This is a genomic window from Xylanimonas ulmi, from assembly GCF_004216535.1.
Classification (GTDB): domain Bacteria; phylum Actinomycetota; class Actinomycetes; order Actinomycetales; family Cellulomonadaceae; genus Xylanimonas; species Xylanimonas ulmi.
Genome location: NZ_SGWX01000001.1, coordinates 2,389,499 through 2,410,882, shown reverse-complemented (window position 1 = coordinate 2,410,882; position 21,384 = coordinate 2,389,499). Strand labels below are relative to the sequence as shown.

Genomic DNA, 21,384 nt, shown 5'->3' with positions numbered 1-21,384 from the left:
GCTGCCTACTTGTCCGAGAGCCAGGCGCTGTAGAGGTACTGGTCGAGCCCGACGGCCTTGATGTCGTGGACGGACGGCTGGTAGGCCCAGATGTCGGTGTCGTTGACGATCGGCAGCTCGTACGCGTCCTCGACGAGGATCTGCGACGCCTTGTCGACGACCGCCTGCCGCTGAGCGGGGTCGCTGACGGTGTTCTGCTGCTGCAGCAGCTTGTCCAGCTCCTGCCCGCGCGCATCGTTCCTCCCGATGAACGAGCGGTTCGAGCCGGTGGCGACGCCGTAGTTGGCGCGCAACACGTCGGCGTCGGGGGTCGAGTGGTACCAGTACGCGAGGTCGTACTCGCCCGAGAGCAGCTTCTCGTTCGCCTCGGCAGGCAGCGGCGGGTCGAGTACGAGCTCGATGCCCAACTTCTTCCACTGCTCCTGCACCACCTGCTCGGCGGCGCCGTCGCGAGGAAATCTGAGCGAGAGCCGCTCCCCGGCGGCGTTCACGCGGATGCCGTCGGGACCGATTGTCGACCAACCGGCCTCGTCGAGCAGCTTCTTCGACAGGTCCGGGTCGTAGGTGAGGTACTGGCTCTGGTCAGAGTAGAACGGGTTCGCCTTGCTGAGCGGGCCGGTGGCGACCTTGTCATAGCCGCCCGAGGCGAGCTTGGTGAACTCCTCCCGGTCGATTCCGTGCTGCAGCGCCTGCCGGACGCGGACGTCCTTGAGGAACTTCGAGGACGTGTTGACGGGCCACTCGGTCCCTGTCGCCGGGTTGACCGTCTCGGAGATTGTCAGGCCCGCCGCCTTGAGTTGGGGGACGTACTTCGCGTTGACCCAGTAGATGAACTGCAGCTCCTCACCGCCGATGACGGCACCGTTGCGCACGCTGTCCTCGGGGATGATCTTGTAGACCACCTCGTCGAGGTAAGCGGGGCCGGACCGCTTGAAGTACGCCGGCGCCCAGTCGTAGTCCTCGCGCTTCTTGAGGACGATGCGCTGGTTCGGCGTGTACTCCGCGAGGTAGAACGGGCCCGAGCCGTCGATGGCCTTCTGCCGCTCCTCGACGGGCGCCTCGGCCGTCTTGGCGGAGACGATCCCCGCATGGGCGCGGGAGAGGTTGACGAGGAAGGCGGCGTTCGGCTCCTCGAACTCGACGACGACCACGTTCTCCGACGGCGTCCGGATCTCCTTGATGCCCTCGACGATCGTCTTGGCGCTGGAGTGGATCCCCGGGCGGGCGAGGCTCTCGAAGTTCTCCTTCACCACCTCCGACGTGAGCTTGGTGCCGTCGTGGAAGGTGACGTCGTCGCGCAACGTGAACGTGTAGATGCGCGAGTCCTCGACGGTCCACTTGGTGGCGAGCCAGGGCTCGACCTTCTTGGTCTCCGGGTTGAAGAACACCAGCGAGTCCGTCAGCGCCCGAGCGACGGTGCGCCACACCTGGTTCACGACGGCGGCGTCGACACCGTTGGGCTCGAAGCTCAGCCCGATGTTCAGGGTCCCGCCCGCCTTGTCGGCCTCAGCCGTCGGGGCCGAGGCGGCGCCGGCGCCGGTCGAGCAGGACGACGCGAGTACGGCCACCAGTGCTGCGGCGGCCAGCAGCCGCCACCTTCCTCTTTGACGCAGTGAGAACACGACACTCCTCCTGGAACGTGCGGGGGGGGGGACGCCGAGGGTCGGTGCGACCCGCGGAGACTGCTGGGCTCGCTCGCCGCCGGCGCGCTATCGCCTCTGTTCGATGCGGTGGTGGCGGCGGTTCGGCCGACACCGAGATCACCGATGTCGCGGTGAACTCAACCGGCCAGCCGGCGTGCGTCGTGGTGATCGCGGCGACGCCCGCGGAGCACCGCTCTGAACGCATCGGCGCTCAGCGTTGCCGACGCGGTCTGCGTCGTCGTCATGTCGCTGCCTTGTTCGCTCGAGGGACCGACCAGGGCCGCGCGGCGTCGAACCAGTCGTCCGCAGCGGCCTGCACGTCCGCGAGGTCGTGCTCGAGCAGCGCCAGGGAGCGGCTCGAGGCGTCCGCACCCAGTTCGGTGAGCAGGGGCAGCAGGTGCGCATCACCAGCGATCCCGTGCGCCGGGCCGAAACGACGAGCGGGACCATCCGCACACCATCCAAGCCGCGCGAACCGTAGGGGTCGAGGAACGCCTTGAGCAGACCTTTGTCGGACGCCTTGTAAACCGGGGTGGCGACGATGAGCAGACGCGCCCGGGACGCGATCCGTGACGCGATCTCCGTGTGCGGGCGCGGGCAGCGAAGACCTGGTCGGCCACGTCGATCGTCAGGTGCTTGTCGGGCAAGCGGAGCCGACCCGCGATGCGCGGCGACGGCCCCGGCCGCAGATTGGGTCCGGGATGCGGGGCCCGAGTTGCCGACGAGCGCTACGACCCGGCTCGGGCTCTCGGACGTCATCGCGGGCCTTCCGCGGTGCCAGGCGCCCGAAAATGGGCATGGCGAAGCACAGACAAGAGGAGTCAGCTCCCAGGGTTGGGGGTGCCCGCGTGCGGGCGAGGGCCGCGGTCGCGCTCAGCTGCAACAGCGACGGCCGACGGTCAGGTGCCGCTGGCGAGTGGGGTTAGTGCGACGCGAAGCCCTCATGACGCGGGACAGTAAGGCGAAGTTGAGCAGAGCATTCAACAACGCCGAAGGATCTCAGACTGTGAGATCTGGATCCCTGTCCTCAGTCGTCTCCGCGCGCCGCCGCGCGGACGACACTGCGCCGGTAGACATGGTCTGCCATGCGTCGGCGTTCGGGAGCGTCGTGGCATCGAGCACAGATCGCATGGCGTCGCGCAGAGCGACCCACGCGTCCCGGACCGCGGCCGAGCCGCCCGGATCGCTGACGTCTTCCACGTCCTCGCCACTGACCGTGGCGAACGGCCCGTCGATGGAGCGGGTCACCTCTGCGAAGACGATCTGGGCCAGCGGCCGCAGACAAGTGCCGCGGTCGCTTCCTCGTCGGCGGATGCGTGCGTTGCGCGCCTGGACCAACGCCATCGAGTTGTCCCCGGAACGCACGGTACTCGCCGATGTCTCGTGGCAGGGCAGACCGGTCGAAGGCACGCACGGTACGAAGAGGCGGGCCTGCGAGACACCTTGGATGAGATCGTGAGGCAGGAAGTGCTCGACGTACCCGTCGAACTCGCGGAAGAGCGCGAGGAACGAGGCATACCGTGCGATCGTGGCGCCAAGGGGTCGCGGCGTCTCCCGCGTACCGCCCAGGGGCCACCCCGTCCTTCGGTTGGTGTCCGCCGAAGCATGCGAAAAGCCGCTGACCTGCACTCGTGTGCGGATCAACGGCTTCTCAGGTGTGGAGCTAGGGGGATTCGAACCCCCGACCTTCTCATTGCGAACGAGACGCGCTACCAACTGCGCCATAGCCCCAAGGCGTGGCCTAGGTTAGCACCCGCCCCGCCCGGTTCTCCAAATCGGCGACCACCTCACGCGCCAGCCCGCGCACGCCCGCCATGCACGTGGGCGTCACCAGACGTTCCCGTGCTCGCGGAACTCCCGCCACACGTTCTCGAAGAAGTCGCCGCCCTCGGGGATCGGCCGGCGCGCCCGCCAGGTGAACGTCACCTCGCCCGCCCCTTCGCCGGGCGTGAGCGCGACCTCCTGCACCTGGTCGTCGAGGGCGCCGTCGTCGAGCGTGAGGCGGAACGCCTCGGGCAGGTCGAGTTCGTCGCGCGCGTGCGGCCCGTGGCCGACACGCGGCAGTCCTCCCATGGCGTCGGTGTAGAGCACCGAGCCGCGCGAGCGCCCGCCGTGGGCGAGGTAGTCGGCCATCGCCGACAGGTACACGTACGCGCTGGTGAGGATGTCGCGCACCAGGAAGACGCGGTCGACCGAGCGGCGTGATCCGCCGTCCGCGCTCACGGTCTCGCCGTAGCCGGCGAGCCAGTCGCGCACCTGGTCCAGCGCCTCGCGGATGGACCGCTCCGAGCGCACCGGCCCGGCCTTGGCGCTCATGAGGCGCTGCACCTCGCGCAGCAGGTCGCCGGTGTTGTCGGGCGTCCCCGCGGCCGCGCGGGCGGTCGCCGCCTCGGTGAGCGCTTGTGCCGCGGCCAGCGTGGACGACGACGCCGCCGCGAACGCGCCGTCGTCGAGCACCCCCGCGCGGTCCGCACCGCCGACGCCGGCGTCGCCGACAACCGCTCCGCCCGCACGCCGGGCCGCGATGAACTGCGCCGCCCGCATCGCGCCGACCTGCCCGGAGTTGAGCGCGGCGCCGCCCGGCCGGTAGACGCCGTGCGCCCCGGCGGCCTCGCCCACGGGGAAGAGCCCCGCGACGTTCGACTGCCACCACGCGTCGACGACGAGCCCGCCGTTGTTGTGCTGCGCGCACACGTCGACCTCGAGCAGGTCGCGCTCCAGGTCGAGGTACGGGTTGCGCTCCAGGTAGAACCGGTAGGCGGGATCGTTCATGCGCCGCAGTCGCTCGACGGGTGTGCCGAACAGCACCCCCGCGCGGTCGAGGTAGTCCCGCGCCTCGGCGCTCAGCGCGGACGGGTCGAGGCGCTCGCGCACAGGGTTGCGGCGGAAGTCGAGGAACACGCGCCGCCCGCGCAGCACGGTCTCGCGGTAGACGAGCAGGTCGATGAGCGAGGACCCGTCGCGCGCCTTGCGGACGTCGAACGGCCACTGGTAGCCCTTGAGGAACACCAGCGAGAGCAGGCGCCCGTAGTCGTCGATCGCCTCGGTGAGGAACTCGCGCTCATCCCCGCCGTCGGCGTCGGTCGACACGAACCGGGGGAGCACCTGCATGTAGGTCCCCGACACGTTCCAGCGTGGATGGGTCGAGGCCAGCCCGAACTGCCACTCGGTGAGGTTCTTGCCGCGCACCCCGGCCCGCAGCGCGGCGCCCGCGGCGCCCCACTGGCCGTTCGGGAACACGCGCGTGGCGTACATCCCGGCGGGGCCGCCGGTCGCATAGACGAGGCTCGCGCAGCGCAGCAGCAGCCAAGGGCTCGCGGCGCCGTCGTGCGGAACGTCGGTGCGCAGCACCAGCAGCCCGACGACGCGGCGCCCGCCGGCATCGTCGGGCGCGGTGACCACGTCGACCACGCGGCACCGGTCGAGCACGCGGGCGCCGTCGGCGCGCACACGGGCCTCCAGCCGCTCGACCATGGTGCGCGAGGTGTAGGGGCCGACCGACGTCGCCCGCTGGCGCGGGTCGTGGTCCGTCTTGTACCCCACGAACTCCCCGAACCGGTTCTGCGGGAACGGCACCCCCAGGTCCACCAGGTGGAGGAACGCGCGCGCCGACAGCGCCGCCTCGGCCAGCGCGTTGTCGCCGTCCATCGCGCCGCCCGCGAACAACGTCTGCGCCATCTCGCGCACCGAGTCCGGCTCACCGCCCGAGAGCGTGAGCTTGTAGTAGGTCTGCTTGTCCGAGCCCGCGTTGCGGCTCGCGCCCGCGTTGACCTTGTCGGCCACCATGACGACGTCGCGCATCCCGAGCTGCGCCAGGCGCGCCGCCGCGCAATACCCCGCCGACCCCGTGCCGACGACGACGGCGCTCGCGGTCACCACGGGGACGTCCAGCCCGGCGACGCGCATCGTGCGCGGTTCGTGGTCGTGTGCCGACCCGCCGCCGCTCGTCCCGCCGCCTGGCATCTCGCCTCCGCGCGTCACAGGACCGGCACGTGCAGGCCGCCGTCGACGTGGAAGACCTCTCCCGTCGAGTACGGCGTGGCGCCCGCGGCGAGCATCGACACCGCCGCGGCGACGTCGGCGGGCTCGCCCCACCGCGCGATCGGCACGTGGCCGCCCGCGAGGTAGGCGTCGTATCGCTCGCTCACGCCGGCCGTCATGTCGGTCGCGATGATCCCTGGGCGCACCTCGTGGACCACGATGCCCTCGCGCGCGAGCCGGACCGCCCACAGTTGCGTGGCCATCGCGACGCCCGCCTTGGAGACGCAGTACTCGCCCCGGTTGGTCGACACCGTCGTGGCCGACAGCGAGGAGACGTTCACGATGGCCGCCGCGGGCCGTTCTATGGGCGCGGGCCGTTCGGTGGGTGCCACCTCGCCGCGCAGCGCGAGGACCCGCCGCGCGAACGCCTGCGTGAGGAAGTACGGCCCGCGCAGGTTGACCCCGAGCACGTGGTCGAACTCCTCGGGCGTGGCGTCGAGCAGGTCGGCGCGCACGCGCGGCGCCACGCCCGCGTTGTTGACCAGCACGTCGAGCCGCCCCCAGGCGGTGACCGCGTCGTCGAGGTACCGGCCGTGGTCGGCCACGTCCGCGACCGACCCGCGCACGTAGCGCACGAGCGCGCCGTCGCCGGCGAGGTCGCGCAGCTCGTCCAGCACCGCGGCCGGCTCGTCACGCGTCGCGAGGATCGACACCGCGTACCCGTCCCGCACCAGTCGGCGGCTGATCCCCAGCCCGATGCCGCGAGCGCCGCCCGTCACGAGGGCGACCCGCGGCATCAGTCCCCTCCCTGCGGTGACCCGAGCAGGGCACGGACCCGGCCGGAGACGCGCTGGAACTCGGGCGTGGTCAGCGTCGTGGCGTAGTCGCGCTCGCCGGGGATGTCGACGGTGAGCTCCTCGATGACCCGTCCGGGACGCGGCCCCATCGCGAGGACGCGATGGCCCAGGTAGACCGCCTCGGGCACCGAGTGGGTCACCAGGAGCACCGTGACGCCCGTCTCGCGGCAGACCCGGTGCAACTCGACGTTCATGCGCTCTCGGGTCAGGGCGTCGAGCGCGCCGAACGGCTCGTCCATCAGCAGCACGTCGGGCTCATGCAGCAGCGCGCGGCACAACGACACGCGCTGCTGCATCCCGCCCGACAGCTCGTGCGGCATGGCCCTCTCGAACCCGCTCAGGCCGGTGATCTCGATCAGCTCGGCGCACCGCCGTCGGGCCGCGGCCATGTCCATGCCACGCATCTCGGCCTGGAGCAGGATGTTGCCCTCGGCGGTGCGCCAGTCCAGGAGCGCCGCGCGCTGGAACACGTAGCCGATGTCCTGGCGTGGTCCCAGGACCTGCTCACCGTGCAGCAGCACGGACCCGGTCGTCGGGCGGACGAGTCCGGCGACGACTTTGAGGAGCGTCGACTTGCCGCACCCTGACGGGCCGACGATCGAGACGAACTCGCCGCGGCGGACGGTGAGGTCGACCTCACCGAGCGCTTGGGTCGAGGTGCGCTTGCCGCGGAACGTCACGGACACGCCGTCGACGGCGACGACCTGATCGACGTCGACGCGGGGCTGGGAATGCAGCATCGTCATGGTCTCCTCCTGACCGTGGACGCCGGCCGTCAGTCGCCCGGCGCGAACGCGCCGTCGAAGTAGTCCTCGACGCCCTTGTCGCCGCTGATCAGCCCCGCTTTGTGGAGCACGTCGAGGGTGTTGAGCCAGTCGGCGGGGTCGTTGTACCCGAACGGCTTGTCTTTGGTGGCCTCGGTGTGCAGCACGGTGATGGTCTGCTTCCACTGCTCGGCGAGGACGTCCTTCGCGGGCATCTGGGGGTCCTTGCCCGCCATGGCGTCGACGGCGCCGGCCGGGTCGTCGACGGCCGCGGCGAAGGCCTCGGACGTCGCGGCCACCATGTCGCGCACCAGGTCGGGGTCGTCCTTGATGGTCGAGCTGGTGGCGAGCAGGCCGTTGCTGAAGTAGCTCAGCCCCGCGTCGGCGTATGGGAAGTACCGCACCTCGCGCCCGCTCTTGGCGGCCACCGTCGGGCCCTGGTCGTGCATGAAGCCGATCAGCCCGTCGACCTTGCCCGTCAGCATCGCCGAGATCTTGCCCGCGGCGTCGAGGTTCTGCTGCTTGACGTCGTTCGGCGAGAGGCCGATCGCCTCGAGGTAGAACGGGAACGTCGTCGTCGGCGCGTCGCCGGCGGAGACGGCGATCGTCTTGCCCTTCAGGTCCTCAGGAGTCTCGATGCCGGAGTCCGCGAAGACCTGGACGGCCGAGGGCGTCGTCTGGAGGAACACCCCAACGCTCTTGACGTCCACGCCCTTGTCGACGTTGGGCAGCAGCGCCGCGGTGTCGGCCCAGCCGAAGTCGACCTGACCGGCGCCCACGGCCTGGATGGTCTTGGTCGATCCCTGGCCGGCCTCGATCTTGAGGTCGATGCCGTGCTTGGCGAAGACGCCCTTCTCCAGGCCGTAGTAGAACGGCGCGTGCTCGCCGTAGGGGTACCAGTTGAGCATGAGGGTGACGGGCCGCGTGTCGCCGTCGTCGGCGGGCGCCGGGCCCGCGGACGAGGGGGACGCGCAGCCCGCGAGGCCGAGCGCGACGGCGGTGGTGACGACGAGGGGCAGGGGGCGGAACGACTTCATCAGGGCGAGCTCCTTTGCGCAGCGTGACGAGCGGAGTGGAGGGGAGGTCAGGCGCCGACGAGCGTGCTGGAGGCCGCGTTGTTGCGGCGGGATGGATGCCAGCCGATCAGGAGGGCCTCGGCGAGCTCGATGAGCAGGAACAACACGATCCCGAGCAGCGACATGATGATCAGCGCGGCGAAGAGCATTGCCGTGTCGATGTTCCCGTTGGCTTGGAGGATGACGTAGCCGAGGCCCTCGTTGCCGCCGACGAACTCGCCCACGACGGCGCCGGTCACCGCGAGGGTGGCCGCCACCTTGAGGCCGGACAGCAACTGGGGCAGGGAGGCCGGGAACATGACCTTCCAGAAGGTCTTCAGCCTGCTGGCTCCCATCGTTGACGTCAGCTCGACGATCTCGGGGTCGACCGACCGCAGCCCGGCCAGGCCGGAGATGACGACGGGGAAGAAGGCCATGAGCACCGCCACGGTGACCTTCGGCGCGGCGCCGAAGCCGAGCCACACCACGAAGAGCGGTGCGATCGCGATCTTGGGCACCACCTGGGCGACCAGGATGATGGGGTAGACCGTTCGCTCCGTGCTGCGCGAGTACGCCATGACGACGGCGACCAGCTCGCCGATGATCACGGCGAGGACGAATCCGATGACGGTCTCCGACGTCGTGACCCACGTGTTGTGCGCGAGGTACGCGGCGTTCTGGGTGAGCGCGGACCACGTGGCGGCGGGCGAGGGCAGGACGTACGGCGCCAACCAGCCCTGGGCGGTGGTCAGCCACCACAGAGAGACGAGCGCGCAGGTGAGGGCGAGCGGGCGCCACGCGACGGCGCCCGATCTCGCCAGGCTGCGCGAGGTGCGGCGTCCGGTCGCCGGCCCGGGGTTGTCCGTGGCCGTGTGCGGCGACGACGTCATCGTCATCGGGTGTCCTCCTCGGCGTCGAGGTGATCGCTGGAATGCGCTTTCCGTCACCGTAGGGGCGCTCGGGCGAGTGGTCAAGTGCCCGGAGCGACGGGCTACCGCCTGGGCGGGCTCGTCGACTCGCGCAGCACGACCTCGGCCTCGAGCGGCTCGAGGCCCGGGGTGCGGGAGGCGTCGACGGCCGCCAGGACCGCGCGGCGCCCCATCTCGACGAGCGGGATGCGCACCGTGGTGAGCCCGGGGGTGTGGTCGCGCAGCGTCGGAACGTCGTCGAAGCCGGCGACGAGCACGTCGCGTGGCGCCTCGACGCCGAGCCGGCGCAGTCCGGCCATGAGCCCGATGGCCATCACGTCCGAGACCGCGAAGACGCACAGCCGCGGCGCGTCGGCGCGCGCGAGCCGGGCGACCTGCTCGGCCGCCGCGAAGCCGCCGTCGCGTGAGAACTGCGTGGCGATGACGGTCTCGACATGCCCGCCGCGGCCGAGCACCCCTCCGGCGAACGAGTCGGAGCGCTCGCGCGAGGTGACGATCCGCTCCGGGCCGGCGACCACCGCGAACCGGCGCAACCCAAGGTCCACCAGGGCGTGCGCGAGCGCCCGGGCTCCCTCGACGTTGGGCGGCTGCACCGTGAGCGCGCCCGCGAGGGGCTGGCCGACGACCACCGCGACCCCGCCCGCGCTCGTGTAGACCGCCAGCTCCCGGCGCAGCGCGGCGTCGTGCTTGCCTCCCCACCGGGACCCCACCACGACGATGCCGTCGGCGCGGTGCGCGGCGAAGGCGCTCACCGCGTCGCGCTCGGCCTCGGGGTCACGGTCGGTGCTCGCCAGGAGCAGGTGGAGCCCCTGCTCGCGGGCGACGCTCTGCGCTCCGGCGGCGATCGAGGAGAAGTACGGGTCGGAGATGTCCTGCACGACGAGGCCCAACAGCCCGGTCCGGGAGCGGGCCAGTGCCTGGGCCTGGGCGTTGACGACGTAGCCGAGCTCGTGCGCCGCGGTCCTCACGCGCTCGACGAGCTCCGCGCCCGGCTGCCGGCTGGAGCCGTTGAGCACCCGCGACGCGGTCGCCAACGAGACTCCGGCGCGCCCGGCGACGTCTTGGAGCCGCGGTCGGCTCGCGTCGCTGCCCGTCGCCGTTCCCGTCGATGCCCTCATCGCCACCTGGTCACCCATCCTTGACGTGCTCCGTCCTGGCATTCTAGCGTGCGGGAAAGCGTATTCCCGCACGCGGACGAAGGAGTCCATCGATGTCACAGCCCCGCACCCTCCGGATCGCGATGAACGGTGTGACCGGCCGCATGGGCTATCGCCAGCATCTGGTCCGCTCGATCCTGCCGATCCGCGACGAGGGCGTGCGGCTCGATGACGGCACGCTGCTGCGGGTCGAGCCGATCCTCGTGGGCCGCGATGAGTCCAAGCTGCGCGAGCTGGCGGCCCGCCACGGCGTCGAGCGGTGGAGCACGGACCTCGACGCGGTCGTCGCCGACCCGTCGGTCGACGTCCTGTTCGACGCGTCGATGACGTCGCTGCGCGTCAAGACGCTGACCAAGGCGATCGAGGCGGGCAAGCACGTGTTCACCGAGAAGCCCACGGCCGAGACGCTGACCGAGGCGGTGGACCTGGCGCGCCTCGGCGCCCGGTCGGACCTGACGATCGGCGTCGTGCACGACAAGCTCTACCTGCCCGGCCTGGTCAAGCTGCGCCGCCTGGTCGACGAGGGCTTCTTCGGCCGCATCCTGTCGCTGCGCGGCGAGTTCGGGTACTGGGTCTTCGAGGGCGACGTCGAGCCCGCCCAGCGTCCGAGCTGGAACTACCGCGCGGCCGACGGCGGCTCCATGACCACCGACATGTACTGCCACTGGAACTACGTCATGGAGGGCGTCGTCGGGCGCGTCCAGGACGTCTACACGAAGACCGTCACGCACATCCCGGCGCGCTGGGACGAGAGCGGCGAGCGGTACACCGCGACGGCCGACGACGCCGCGTACGGCGTCTTCACGCTCACCACACCCGGCGGCGACGCGGTCACCGCCCAGATCAACTCCTCCTGGGCCGTGCGCGTGCACCGTGACGAGCTCGTCGAGTTCCAGGTGGACGGGACGCACGGGTCGGCAGTGGCCGGGCTGTTCGGCTGCGTCGCCCAGCCCCGCTCGGCGACACCCAGGGCGGTCTGGGACCCCGACGTCCCCACCCCCGAGAGGTTCCGGGAGCAGTGGATCACGGTGCCCGACCGCGGCGGCGTCGTCAACGGCTTCCGCGCGCAATGGGAGGAGTTCCTGCGCGACGTCGCCGCAGGCCGCCCGCACCGCTACGACCTGCTCTCGGCGGCGCGCGGGGTCCAGCTCGCCGAGCTGGGGCTGCGCTCATCGGCCACCGGCCGCCGCCTCGACGTCCCGGAGATCGACCTGTGAGCGTCGGGGCGGCGGGCGATCTGGGCGATCTGGGCGACCTGGCGCGGTGCTCGCTCAACACGGCGACGGTCAAGCGCGCGACGCTGCGCGAGGCCGTCGACGTCGCCGCGCGCGCCGGGCTCGGCGCCGTCGGGCTGTGGCGCGACCGCGTCGAGGAGGCGGGGACCGCCCGCGCGGCCAAACTCGTCGCCGACGCCGGCCTGTGCGTCTCCTCGCTGTGCCGCGGCGGGTTCCTCACCGCCGCGCACGACGACGGCGTCGCCGCGGCGCTCGACGACAACCGGCGGGCGATCGCGCAGGCCGCCGAGGTCGGCGCCCCCGAGCTGGTCTTCGTCGTCGGCGGGCTGCCGGCGGCGGGCGGCCCGGAGGCGCCGGTGCGAGGCGACGCGGGCCCCGGCGACCGGGACCTGGTGGCGGCGCGCGCACGCGTGGCCGACCGGCTCGCCGACCTGGCCCCCTTCGCCGCCGAGCACGGGGTGCGGATCGCCCTGGAGCCGCTGCACCCCCTGTTCGCCGCCGACCGCGCGGTCCTGAGCACACTGGGGCAGGCGCTCGACCTGGCCGCGCCCTTCGCGCCGCAGGTGGTCGGCGTCGTCGTCGACACCTACCACGTGTGGTGGGACCCGGCGCTGGAGGCGTCGATCGCGCGGGCGGGGGCCGAGCGCCGCCTGGCGTCGTACCAGGTGTGTGACTGGTGCCTCCCGCTCGCCCCGGTCGCCCTCAACTCGCGCGGTCACCTCGGCGACGGGTACGTCGACTTCGCCGCCGTCACCCGGTGGGTCGCGCGAGCGGGGTACACCGGCGCCGTCGAGACCGAGATCTTCAACGAGGCCGTGTGGGCGGCGGACCCTGCGGTGACCGTCGCGACCCTCGCGGACCGCTACGCACGGCTCGTGCGACCGCATCTGTGACGGGCGGATGATCGTCTGATCGTTTGCCCTGGACGGCGCGAAACGCGGTCAGGTTCGCTGGGCGAGTGCCCACATCGCCACCCCAGACCTCCGACGCTCGCGGCGGAGGCGACTGCCTGAGCCCCTCGCCGGTCCAGCGCTGGACCGGCGAGGCGTCGCTCATCTGCGAGTTCGCCTCGGCCCTCGACGACACCGTCGCGACCGTCCGCTCCAACATCGCCGCCTTCGGCCCGCACTACCCCGACGACACGACGGTGGGTGGGCGCTACCTGCCGCGCCCCGCGGCGCCCGGGTTCGCGCCCGGCGCCAACCGCGGCTGGACCACGGGCTTTTGGCCGGGCATGCAGTGGCTCGCCTACGAGGTGACGGGCGCGCCCGGGTTCCGCGCCGCGGGCGAGGAGCACGTGGCCGACTTCGAGCGCCGCGTCGAACTGGGCGAGGACATCGACACCCACGACCTCGGGTTCCTGTACACGCTCGCGTGCGTCGCCCCGTGGCGGCTGACCGGCAGCGCCGGCGCCTGGCGGGCGGGGATCGCGGCCGCCGACGCGCTCATGACGCGGTTCAGCGAGCCGGCGGGCGTCGTCCAGGCGTGGGGGGACCTGACCGACCCCGCCCAGCGCGGGCGCACCATCATCGACAGCCTGCTCAACATGCCGCTGCTGACCTGGGCGGCCGAGCAGACCGGGCAGGAGCGGTACGCGGCCGCCGTCGCGCGGCACTGCGCGCGGCTCGCCGAGCGCATCGTGCGCCCCGACGACTCGACGTTCCACACCTTCACCTGGGACCCCGCCACCGGGGCGCCGGTCGGCGGCTCGACGGCGCAGGGCGCGCACGACGACTCGTGCTGGGCGCGCGGGCAGGCCTGGGGCGTGCTCGGGTTCGCGCTCAACGCGCAGGCGACGGGCGACGCGCGGCTGCTGCGGGCCGCCGAGCGCTGCGCCGACTACCTCCTGGCCCACCTGCCCGCCGACGGCGTGCCCTACTGGGACCTCGTGTTCACCTCGGGCGACGAGCCGCGCGACAGCTCGGCAGCCGCGATCGCGGTGTGCGGGCTGCACGAGCTCGCGCCGCTGGTCAACGCGGAGCGCTCCGAGCGCTACTCGTCCGCCGCGCGCGACATCCTGCGCTCGCTCGTCAAGGGCTACACGCCCGGCGCCGACGGCGTGCGCTCCGACGCACTGCTGCTGCACTCGGTCTACAGCGCGCCGGGTGGGGTCGGCGTCGACGAGGGCAGCCTGTGGGGCGACTACTTCTACCTCGAGGCGCTCGTGCGCCACTGCGTGACCGGGTGGAGGCGGTACTGGTGAGCGGCGTGCCCGCGCGCCCGGCGGCTGAGGCGATGAGCGTGCTCGACCGCTTCCGGCTCGACGGCAAGGTCGCGCTCGTCACGGGCACCTCGCGCGGCATCGGGCAGGGCATCGCCGTCGGACTCGCGCAGGCCGGCGCCGACATTGCGCTGCTCGACCGCAGCGCCGCGTCCGAGACCGCCGCGGCGGTGCGCGCGACCGGCCGGCGCGCGCTCGAGCTGCGCGCCGACTTGTCGACAGCCGAGCCCGCCGAGCTCGAGGCGGCCGTGGCGCAGGCCGAGGCCGAGTTCGGGCAGGTCGACATCCTGGTCAACAACGCGGGCTTGATCCGCCGCGCCCCGGCCCTCACCTACCCGGCCTCCGACTGGGACCTGGTGCTCAAGGTCGACCTCGACGCGGTCTTCCACCTCTCGCGCGCCGCCGCCCGCGGCATGATCGCGCGCGGCTCGGGAAAGATCGTCACGGTCGCCTCGATGCTCTCGTTCCAGGGCGGCGTCCGGGTGCCCGCCTACACCGCGGCCAAGCACGCGGTCGCGGGCCTGACCAAGGCGCTGGCCAACGAGTGGGCCTCGCGCGGCGTCAACGTCAACGCCGTCGCCCCGGGCTACCTGGCCACCGACAACACGGCGCCCCTGCGCGCGGACGCGGCGCGCGAGCGCGCGATCGTCGAGCGCATCCCCGCCGGACGGTGGGGCACGCCCGCCGACCTGCAGGGCGCGGTCGTCTTCCTCGCCTCGCCCGCCGCGGCGTACCTGCACGGCGTCGTCGTGCCGGTCGACGGCGGCTGGCTCGCGCGCTGAGCGCGCCCGACTCCCCGAAACGGAGCACCCTCATGCAGCACCGCCATGCGACCAGCCCGGAGCAGGTCGCCGCGGCGACGAGCCAGGACCTGCGCGACCGGTTCCTCGTGGACGACCTGTTCGCGCCCGGCGAGGTGCGGCTCGTGGCGAGCGAGCACGACCGGATCGTGCTCGGCGGCGCCGTGCCGCTCGACGGCCCGCTCGCCCTGCCCGCGCCGGCCGCGCTGCGCGCCGAGCACTTCCTGGACCGCCGCGAGCTCGGCGTCGTCAACGTCGGCGCCCCGGGCGCGGTGAGCGTCGACGGCGTCGCGCACGACCTGGCCCACGGGGCGTGCCTGTACGTCGGGCGCGGACCGCGCGAGGTCGAGTTCGCCGGCGCCGGCGCCGCGTTCTATCTGTTCTCGGCGCCCGCCCACACGACCCACCCCACGGTGCTCACCCCGCCCGGCGGCGGCGCCGTGCTGGAGCTGGGCGACCAGCTCACGTCGAACCGGCGCTCGCTGCACCAGTACATCCACGCGGGCGGGGTGCGCTCGTGCCAGATCGTCATGGGGGTCACGCGGCTGCACCCGGGCAACATGTGGAACACCATGCCCGCGCACACCCACGCGCGGCGCACCGAGTGCTACCTGTACTTCGACCTGCCGCAGGACGCGCGCGTGCTGCACCTGTGCGGCGAGCCGACGCAGACACGGCACCTGTTCGTCGCCGACCGCGAGGCGGTCATCGCGCCCGGCTGGTCCGTCCACTCGGGGGTGGGGACCGCGGCCTACTCGTTCGTGTGGGCGATGGCGGGGGAGAACCAGTCCTTCGAGGACATGGACGGCTTCGCCGTCACGGCGCTGCGCTGAGGGGACCGCATGAAGGTCCGATGTCCTGAAATTGACCAGGTTGCGATCATCAAATCGTCAGGTAACGATCAGAATATGACGTCGACGCCCCGTCGACGGCCCACGGAGAGGAGGTGACGACGCGTGCGTGCCACGGAGCGACGAGCGGCGATCGAGCGTGAGCTGCGCCTGACCGGGAAGGTGAGCGTCGCCGAACTCGCCAAGGCCATGTCGACCTCGCCCATCAGCATCCGGCGTGACCTCAACACCCTGGTCGAGCGCGGTGTGGCCCGCCGCGTGCACGGAGGCGCCATCGCCGTCGGCGAGCGCACGACGGCGCCCGGGCGGCCCCGCCCGGTGCGCCGACCCGGCGCCGTCGACACCCGGCCCATCACCATCGGCCTGGTCATCCCGTCGGCGCGCTACTACTTCACCGGAGTGCTCGACGGCGTCAAGGCCGCCGCCGCGCAGACACGCGTGCGCGTGGTGCTGGCCGTGTCGGGCTACTCGGGCGAGGAGGAGCGGTCACAGATCCGGCGCCTGGTCGATCGCGGTGTGCAGGCGCTCGTGGTCACCCCCGCCCAGATCGTGGCGAACGACGCCGAGACCTACCGGGCGCTGGTCGACCTGCCGTTGCCGGTCGTGCTCATGGAGCGCGACGGCGGCGACGAGTACGCGGCACTCGACTCGGTGCGCTCCGACCACGCCTACGGCGCCCGGATGGCGTTCGGGCGCCTCGCGGGCGTCGGACACCGCGCCGTCATGCTGGTCTGCGCCGAGCGCACCGCGACCGCCGGGTGGCTGCGCGCCGGCTTCGAGGCCACGCGCGACCAGTTCGACGTCGCCGAGCGGGTCGCCATCCCCTCAGCCCCCGAATTCGACCCCGAGCTGCGCCAACGCGTCGACGAGGCGCTCGACCGGTGCGTCGAGCTCGGCGTGACCGGCGCGCTGGTGCACCCCGACGTCGCCGCCATCCTCATGGCCCAGCGCGCGCGGGAGCGCGGCATCGACACACCGGGTGGGTTGGAGATCATCGCGTACGACGACGAGGTCGCGGCGCTCGCGGACCCGGCGCTCGACGCGGTCGCGCCGCCCAAGGACGAGGTCGGTCGCCTGGCGCTGCGCCTCGCCTTCGAGCGGGCGCGCACGTCGCGCAACGGCGCCCTGCCGCGCCACATCGCGCTGCCGCCGACGCTCGTGCTGCGCGGCCTGACCCTGCGGCCGGCGCCGTCGGCGGGCCCCGAGCCCGAAGTCAGCGTCTGAGGGGTCAGCGGTGCCGCCACGGATCGTCGCGTCCCCGCGCGCCGCCGTCGGCACGCTCTGGCTGAGCCTGACGGTGAGCGCGGTGGTCGCCGCCGTGGTCGCGGCGGCCGGATGCACGGGCCCCGCGGGCGACCCCGCCGCGTCGCCCGACGCCGTCGGGCCGCTCGGCGCGCCCGCGCGCGCGAGCGTCGAGGTCTACCTGTTCGACGGCGCGTACGGCTCCGCCTACCTCGACACCGCCGTCGACCTCTACCACCGCGCGCTGCCTGGCTCCCCGGTCGAGGTCAAGCCCGTGCACGACGTCGCCACGCAACTCCAGCCGCGCTTCGTGGCGGGCGACCCGCCCGACCTCGTCGACAACTCCGGCCGACCCCTGGACCTCGCCACGTTGGCCGATGCGGGGCAGCTCACCGACCTGGCGCCGCTGCTCGCGGCGCCGTCGTTCGACGACCCGGACGTCACCGTCGGCCAGACGCTGGCCGACGGCGTCGCGAGCGCGGGCTCGGTCGACGGGCGCGTTCTCGCGCTGCGCTACGTCACCACGGCCTACGGGTTGTGGTACTCCCAGGCCCTGTTCGACCGCCACGGCTGGGAGGCGCCGACCACCTGGGACGGGCTGCTCGCCCTCGGCGACCGGGCGCGCGCCCGCGGCGTCGCGCTGCTGGTCTACCCCGGCCAGGCCATGGGCTACGTCGCCGACGTGTTCGTCGCGCTGGTCGGCAAGCAGGCGGGCGTCGACGCGCTGCGCGCGCTCGACAACCTTGAGCCGAACGCCTGGCGGAACCCGGCCGTCGTCGCCGCGTTCGCCGCGCTCGCCGAGTTGGGCGACCGCGGCCTGGTCCTGGCGGGCTCCGAGGCGCTGACGCACACCGAGGCGCAGACCGAGCTGCTGCGCGGTCAGGCGCTGTTCTACCCGGCTGGGTCGTGGCTCACCAGCGAGACGCGCGCGACGCTGCCCGCGGGCTTCGACCTGGCGATCGCGCCCGTGCCGGCGCTCGACCCCTCCACCGCCGCGCTCGACGCCGCCACCGTGGCGGTGGCGCCCAGCGAGGAGTTCGTGGTTCCGACCCGGGCGAAGAACCCCGCCGGCGCCCAAGAGCTGCTGCGCGCGATGCTCTCGCGCGAGGCCGCGGCGCAGTTCTCGCGGCTGACCGGGGCGCCCACTGTGGTGCGCGGCGCGCTCGACGGGGTCGAGGTCTCACCCGTGCTGCGGCGCGTCCTCGATGCGATCGACGCCGGCGGCGAGCCCGAGCTGCGCGCGTGGTTCCGTGTCTGGTACGAGGGGCTGCGCGCGCAGTGGCTCACGACGCTCGGGGACGTCCTCGCCGGGCGCACGGGAGCCCGTGAGGCCGCCGCGACCATGCAGGCCGCCGCCGACGACGTCGCCTCGGACGCCTCGGTGACCAAGCACATGCGGCCCGACGCGCACGAGGGGCCGACCGCGTCGTGAGGGTGGGTCAGGGGCGGTTCGTCGCCCTCTTCCTCGCGCCCGCACTGGCGCTCTACGGGCTGTTCGCGCTGGTCCCGTACGCGCAGGGCGCGGCCGCGTCACTGACGGCCTGGGGCGGGTACTCAGGGCGGCGCCGCTTCGTGGGGCTCGACAACTACGCGCGGTTGGTGGGCGACGAGCGGTTCTGGTCGGCGCTCGGGCACAACGCCGTCGTGCTGGCCGTGCTGCCGCCCGTCACGGTGGGCCTCGCTGTCGCACTGGCCGCGCTGACCACCGTGGCGGGTGGGCGGTCCGGACGCGTGGGGCCGATTCGCGGAGCGGGCGCCTACCGGGCCGTGTTCCTCCTGCCCAACGTCCTGCCGCTGGTCATGGGCCTGGTGCTGTGGCACTTCGCGCTGCACCCCCGCGTCGGCCTGCTCAACGGCCTGCTCGACGCCGTGGGCCTGGAGGGCTGGTCGCGCGCCTGGCTGGGCGACCCGGCCACCGCACGCTGGGCCGTGCTGGGCGTGCTCGTGTGGGGGCAGGTGGGGTTCGCCGCGACGCTGCTCGCGGCGGCGCTCGACGGCCTGCCGCGCGAGTGCCTGGAGGCCGCCACGCTCGACGGAGCGGGGCGGTGGCGCACGCTGCGCTTCGTCGCGCTGCCGATGACGGCGCGCACGGTGCGCGTGGTCTGGGTCTACCTCGCGACGCTCGCGCTCGACCTGTTCGTCGTCGTCGCCGTCCTGACGCCCGACGGCGGACCGTCGGGGTCGACCGAGGTCATGGCGACCTACCTGCAACGGCTCGCGTTCGGCGCGGGCCGGTTCGGTGACGCCGCCGCGATCGGCGTCGTGCTCACACTGCTGTCGCTGCTGGTCGCCGCGGCGGCCCTCCTCCTCGCGCGCCGCGAGCGCGCCGAGCGGTGAGGGCAGCAGCGGTGAGGGCGGCAGCCGTGAGGGCCGAGCGGTGAGGGCCGCGCTGGGCGCGGTGGGCCGCCCTGGCCGACTCGGGGCGGCTGCTCGGCAGGGCGCGGCGCACGCGGTCCTGCTGACCTGGGCCCTGGTCGCGATCCTCCCGGTGGTGTGGGGTGTGGTCGCCTCGCTCAAGGACGACGCCGAGATCTTCGCCGCGCCGTGGGCGCCGCCGTCGTCGGCGCGCTGGGACAACTACGTCCGCGCCTGGGAGCACGTGCGGCTGGGGCGGCTGTTCGCCAACACGGCCGTGGTCGTCGGCGGGGCGCTGGCGCTCACCCTCGTGGTCGGCGCGATGGCCGCCTATGTGCTGGCCCGCTACCGGTTCCGCCTCAACAAGCCGGTGCTGTGGCTGTTCGTGGCCGGGATGGTCTTCCCGGTCCTCCTGGCGATCGTGCCGCTCTTCTTCGTGGTCGACGGCCTCGGACTGCTGGGCACGCGCCTGGGGCTGGTGCTGGTCCTGGCGGCCTACGGCCTGCCGTTCACGGTGTTCCTCCTGACCGGGTTCTTCGCGACCCTGCCCGCCTCGGTCGCCGAGGCCGCTCTGCTCGACGGGTGCGGCCACGCGGGCGCCTTCTTCCGGATCATGCTGCCCATGGCGCGCCCGGGGCTGGTCGCCGTCGGGACCTTCAACCTGCTCGGCCTGTGGAACGCCTACCTGCTCCCGCTGGTGCTCAACCCCGACCCCGAGCGGTACGTGCTGGCCCAGGGCCTGGCGGCGCTCGCGGTGACCGAGGGGTACCGAGCCGACTACGGCGCGCTGTTCGCCGGCCTGGTCATCGCGATGGCTCCGGTGCTGGCCGCCCACCTCGTCCTGCACCGCCCGCTGGCGCGCGGCCTGTCGCTCGCGGCGCCGCGGTGAGCCCGCTGTCCGATGTCCGATGTCCGATGTCCGCAGTCCGCCATCACCCCACCCAGGAGACCCTGTGACCAGTCCGACCCCGCCCGGCACCGTTGTGATCGGCCCCGCTGCGACCGGCCCCGCTGGCCCCGCCGACCGCACCGCGTGGTTCCGCCACGACCACTACGGGATGTTCGTCCACTACGGGTCCTACGCCGTCGGCGGGCGCCAGGAGTGGGTCAAGTACGCCGAGCGCATGGACGACGCCGCCTACCGCCGCTACGCCGAGCACTTCGACCCCGACCTGTACGACGCGCGCGCGGTGGCCCGCCTGGCCAAGGAGGCAGGGCAGCGGTACGTCGTGCTGACCGCCAAGCACCACGAGGGCTTCTGCCTGTGGGACACCGCGACCACCGACTACTGCGTCGCGCGCACGCGCGGGCGCGACCTGGTGCGCGAGCACGTCGAGGCGCTGCGCGCGCAGGGGCTGCGCGTGGGCGTGTACTTCTCGCTGCTCGACTGGTCGCACCCGCACTACACGGTCGACTGGTCGCACCCGCTGCGTGACGCCCCGGACGTGGCCGCGCTCAACGCGACGCGCGACATGGGCGTGTTCCGCCAGTACATGCGTGAGCAGTTGCGCGAGCTGCTCACGGGCTACGGCCCCATCGACTACCTGTTCGTCGACTTCACCCAGCCCGGGGTGCGCCACGGCCTGCCCGGCAAGTCCGCCGACGACTGGGACTCGCCCGGGCTGCTGGCGATGTGCCGCGAGCTGCAGCCGCAGATGGTGGTCAACGACCGGTTCGGGCTGCCCGCGGACCTGGTGACACCTGAGCAGTACCAGCCCGTGCGGCCCATCGAGGTCGACGGCGAGCGCGTGCTGTGGGAGGCGTGCCAGACCATCAACGGCGCGTGGGGCTACGACCGCGACAACCTCGACGACAAGAGCCCCGAGCTCATCGCACGCATGCTCGCCGAGACCGTCTCGCTGGGCGGCAACCTGCTGCTCAACGTGGGCCCGACGGCGCGCGGCGAGGTGCTGGACCGGCACGCCGACATCCTGCGCTCGGTCGGGCGCTGGCTGCGCCGCCACGGTGACGCCATCTACGGCGCCGGACCCGCCGACGTCGCTCCGCCGTCGGGCGTCATCTACACCCAGCGCGGCGACAAGCTCTACGCGCACGTGCTGGCCTGGCCGTTCAAGACGCTGTACCTGCCGGGACTGGGCGGGCGCGTGGGCTTCGCGCGTCTGCTGTGGGACGGCTCGCAGGTGGAGGTCGACGCCGTGCCCGAGCGCCCCGAGGGCTCCAACCTCAACCCGGCCGCGCCGCCGCCCGGCACGCTCACGCTCACGCTGCCGGTGCGCCGACCGGACGAGCTCGTGCCGGTCATCGAGCTCACGCTGACCGACGGCCCGCGCTGA

Annotated in this window: 18 protein-coding genes, 1 tRNA gene and 1 pseudogene; 10 read left to right on the top strand and 10 right to left on the bottom strand. The window is 72.9% G+C overall.

The annotated features are described in order from the left end of the window. Nucleotides 1–5: 5 nt before the first annotated feature. The 10 genes and pseudogenes from EV386_RS11205 to EV386_RS11155 all read right to left on the bottom strand — a co-directional run bounded on the left by EV386_RS11205 (nucleotide 6) and on the right by EV386_RS11155 (nucleotide 10,347). A complete protein-coding gene (locus EV386_RS11205; RefSeq protein ID WP_130415001.1) occupies nucleotides 6–1,622 on the bottom strand; it encodes an ABC transporter substrate-binding protein in 1,617 nt (538 codons plus the stop codon). Nucleotides 1,623–2,111: 489 nt separating this feature from the next. Continuing rightward, nucleotides 2,112–2,402 (bottom strand): annotated as a pseudogene (locus EV386_RS19005) (NADPH-dependent oxidoreductase); the annotation flags it as partial. A 240-nt stretch (nucleotides 2,403–2,642) separates the two neighbouring features. After that, nucleotides 2,643–3,287 carry a DUF6994 family protein gene (locus EV386_RS11190; RefSeq protein WP_130414999.1) on the bottom strand — a complete coding sequence of 215 codons (645 nt, stop codon included), beginning with the start codon at nucleotides 3,285–3,287 and terminating at the stop codon, nucleotides 2,643–2,645. A 14-nt stretch (nucleotides 3,288–3,301) separates the two neighbouring features. Then, nucleotides 3,302–3,374: transfer RNA gene (locus EV386_RS11185), tRNA-Ala, on the bottom strand. Between the two features lie 96 nt (nucleotides 3,375–3,470). Further along, entirely contained in the window at nucleotides 3,471–5,549 is a 2,079-nt protein-coding gene (locus EV386_RS11180) for an FAD-dependent oxidoreductase (protein ID WP_130414997.1), read from the bottom strand. Between the two features lie 71 nt (nucleotides 5,550–5,620). Then, nucleotides 5,621–6,421, bottom strand: coding sequence for a 3-ketoacyl-ACP reductase (locus EV386_RS11175; protein WP_130414995.1), 801 nt, complete (start codon nucleotides 6,419–6,421; stop codon nucleotides 5,621–5,623). Then, a complete protein-coding gene (locus EV386_RS11170; RefSeq protein ID WP_130414993.1) occupies nucleotides 6,421–7,227 on the bottom strand; it encodes an ABC transporter ATP-binding protein in 807 nt (268 codons plus the stop codon). Before EV386_RS11170 ends, EV386_RS11175 begins: the two co-directional genes overlap by 1 nt. A 29-nt stretch (nucleotides 7,228–7,256) precedes the next feature. Beyond that, nucleotides 7,257–8,282: an ABC transporter substrate-binding protein gene (locus tag EV386_RS11165; protein WP_130414991.1), complete on the bottom strand. Its 1,026-nt coding sequence runs from the start codon at nucleotides 8,280–8,282 to the stop codon at nucleotides 7,257–7,259. A 47-nt stretch (nucleotides 8,283–8,329) separates the two neighbouring features. After that, nucleotides 8,330–9,196: an ABC transporter permease gene (locus EV386_RS11160; RefSeq protein WP_130414989.1), complete on the bottom strand. Its 867-nt coding sequence runs from the start codon at nucleotides 9,194–9,196 to the stop codon at nucleotides 8,330–8,332. Nucleotides 9,197–9,291: 95 nt separating this feature from the next. Then, complete coding sequence (locus EV386_RS11155) at nucleotides 9,292–10,347, bottom strand: LacI family DNA-binding transcriptional regulator (RefSeq protein ID WP_130416898.1); 1,056 nt, start codon at nucleotides 10,345–10,347, stop codon at nucleotides 9,292–9,294. 92 nt (nucleotides 10,348–10,439) lie between these two features. Between EV386_RS11155 and EV386_RS11150 the strand changes: the two genes are divergently transcribed. The 10 genes from EV386_RS11150 to EV386_RS11105 all read left to right on the top strand — a co-directional run bounded on the left by EV386_RS11150 (nucleotide 10,440) and on the right by EV386_RS11105 (nucleotide 21,384). Further along, nucleotides 10,440–11,603: a Gfo/Idh/MocA family protein gene (locus tag EV386_RS11150; RefSeq protein WP_130414987.1), complete on the top strand. Its 1,164-nt coding sequence runs from the start codon at nucleotides 10,440–10,442 to the stop codon at nucleotides 11,601–11,603. Next, nucleotides 11,600–12,514: a sugar phosphate isomerase/epimerase family protein gene (locus EV386_RS11145; protein ID WP_242607929.1), complete on the top strand. Its 915-nt coding sequence runs from the start codon at nucleotides 11,600–11,602 to the stop codon at nucleotides 12,512–12,514. Before EV386_RS11150 ends, EV386_RS11145 begins: the two co-directional genes overlap by 4 nt. 65 nt (nucleotides 12,515–12,579) lie before the next feature. Next, nucleotides 12,580–13,824, top strand: coding sequence for a glycoside hydrolase family 88 protein (locus tag EV386_RS11140; RefSeq protein ID WP_242607928.1), 1,245 nt, complete (start codon nucleotides 12,580–12,582; stop codon nucleotides 13,822–13,824). Nucleotides 13,825–13,856: 32 nt separating this feature from the next. Beyond that, nucleotides 13,857–14,624 carry a 2-dehydro-3-deoxy-D-gluconate 5-dehydrogenase KduD gene (gene kduD / locus EV386_RS11135; protein ID WP_130416895.1) on the top strand — a complete coding sequence of 256 codons (768 nt, stop codon included), beginning with the start codon at nucleotides 13,857–13,859 and terminating at the stop codon, nucleotides 14,622–14,624. 32 nt (nucleotides 14,625–14,656) lie between these two features. After that, a complete protein-coding gene (gene kduI / locus EV386_RS11130) occupies nucleotides 14,657–15,475 on the top strand; it encodes a 5-dehydro-4-deoxy-D-glucuronate isomerase (RefSeq protein WP_130414985.1) in 819 nt (272 codons plus the stop codon). Between the two features lie 123 nt (nucleotides 15,476–15,598). After that, nucleotides 15,599–16,717: a substrate-binding domain-containing protein gene (locus EV386_RS11125; RefSeq protein ID WP_130414983.1), complete on the top strand. Its 1,119-nt coding sequence runs from the start codon at nucleotides 15,599–15,601 to the stop codon at nucleotides 16,715–16,717. A 10-nt stretch (nucleotides 16,718–16,727) separates the two neighbouring features. After that, entirely contained in the window at nucleotides 16,728–18,167 is a 1,440-nt protein-coding gene (gene ngcE / locus EV386_RS11120; RefSeq protein ID WP_130414981.1) for an N-acetylglucosamine/diacetylchitobiose ABC transporter substrate-binding protein, read from the top strand. Then, entirely contained in the window at nucleotides 18,164–19,072 is a 909-nt protein-coding gene (locus EV386_RS11115; protein ID WP_130414979.1) for a carbohydrate ABC transporter permease, read from the top strand. Before ngcE ends, EV386_RS11115 begins: the two co-directional genes overlap by 4 nt. A 40-nt stretch (nucleotides 19,073–19,112) precedes the next feature. After that, a complete protein-coding gene (locus EV386_RS11110) occupies nucleotides 19,113–19,979 on the top strand; it encodes a carbohydrate ABC transporter permease (protein ID WP_207216516.1) in 867 nt (288 codons plus the stop codon). A gap of 64 nt (nucleotides 19,980–20,043) precedes the next feature. Beyond that, entirely contained in the window at nucleotides 20,044–21,384 is a 1,341-nt protein-coding gene (locus tag EV386_RS11105; RefSeq protein WP_278025434.1) for an alpha-L-fucosidase, read from the top strand.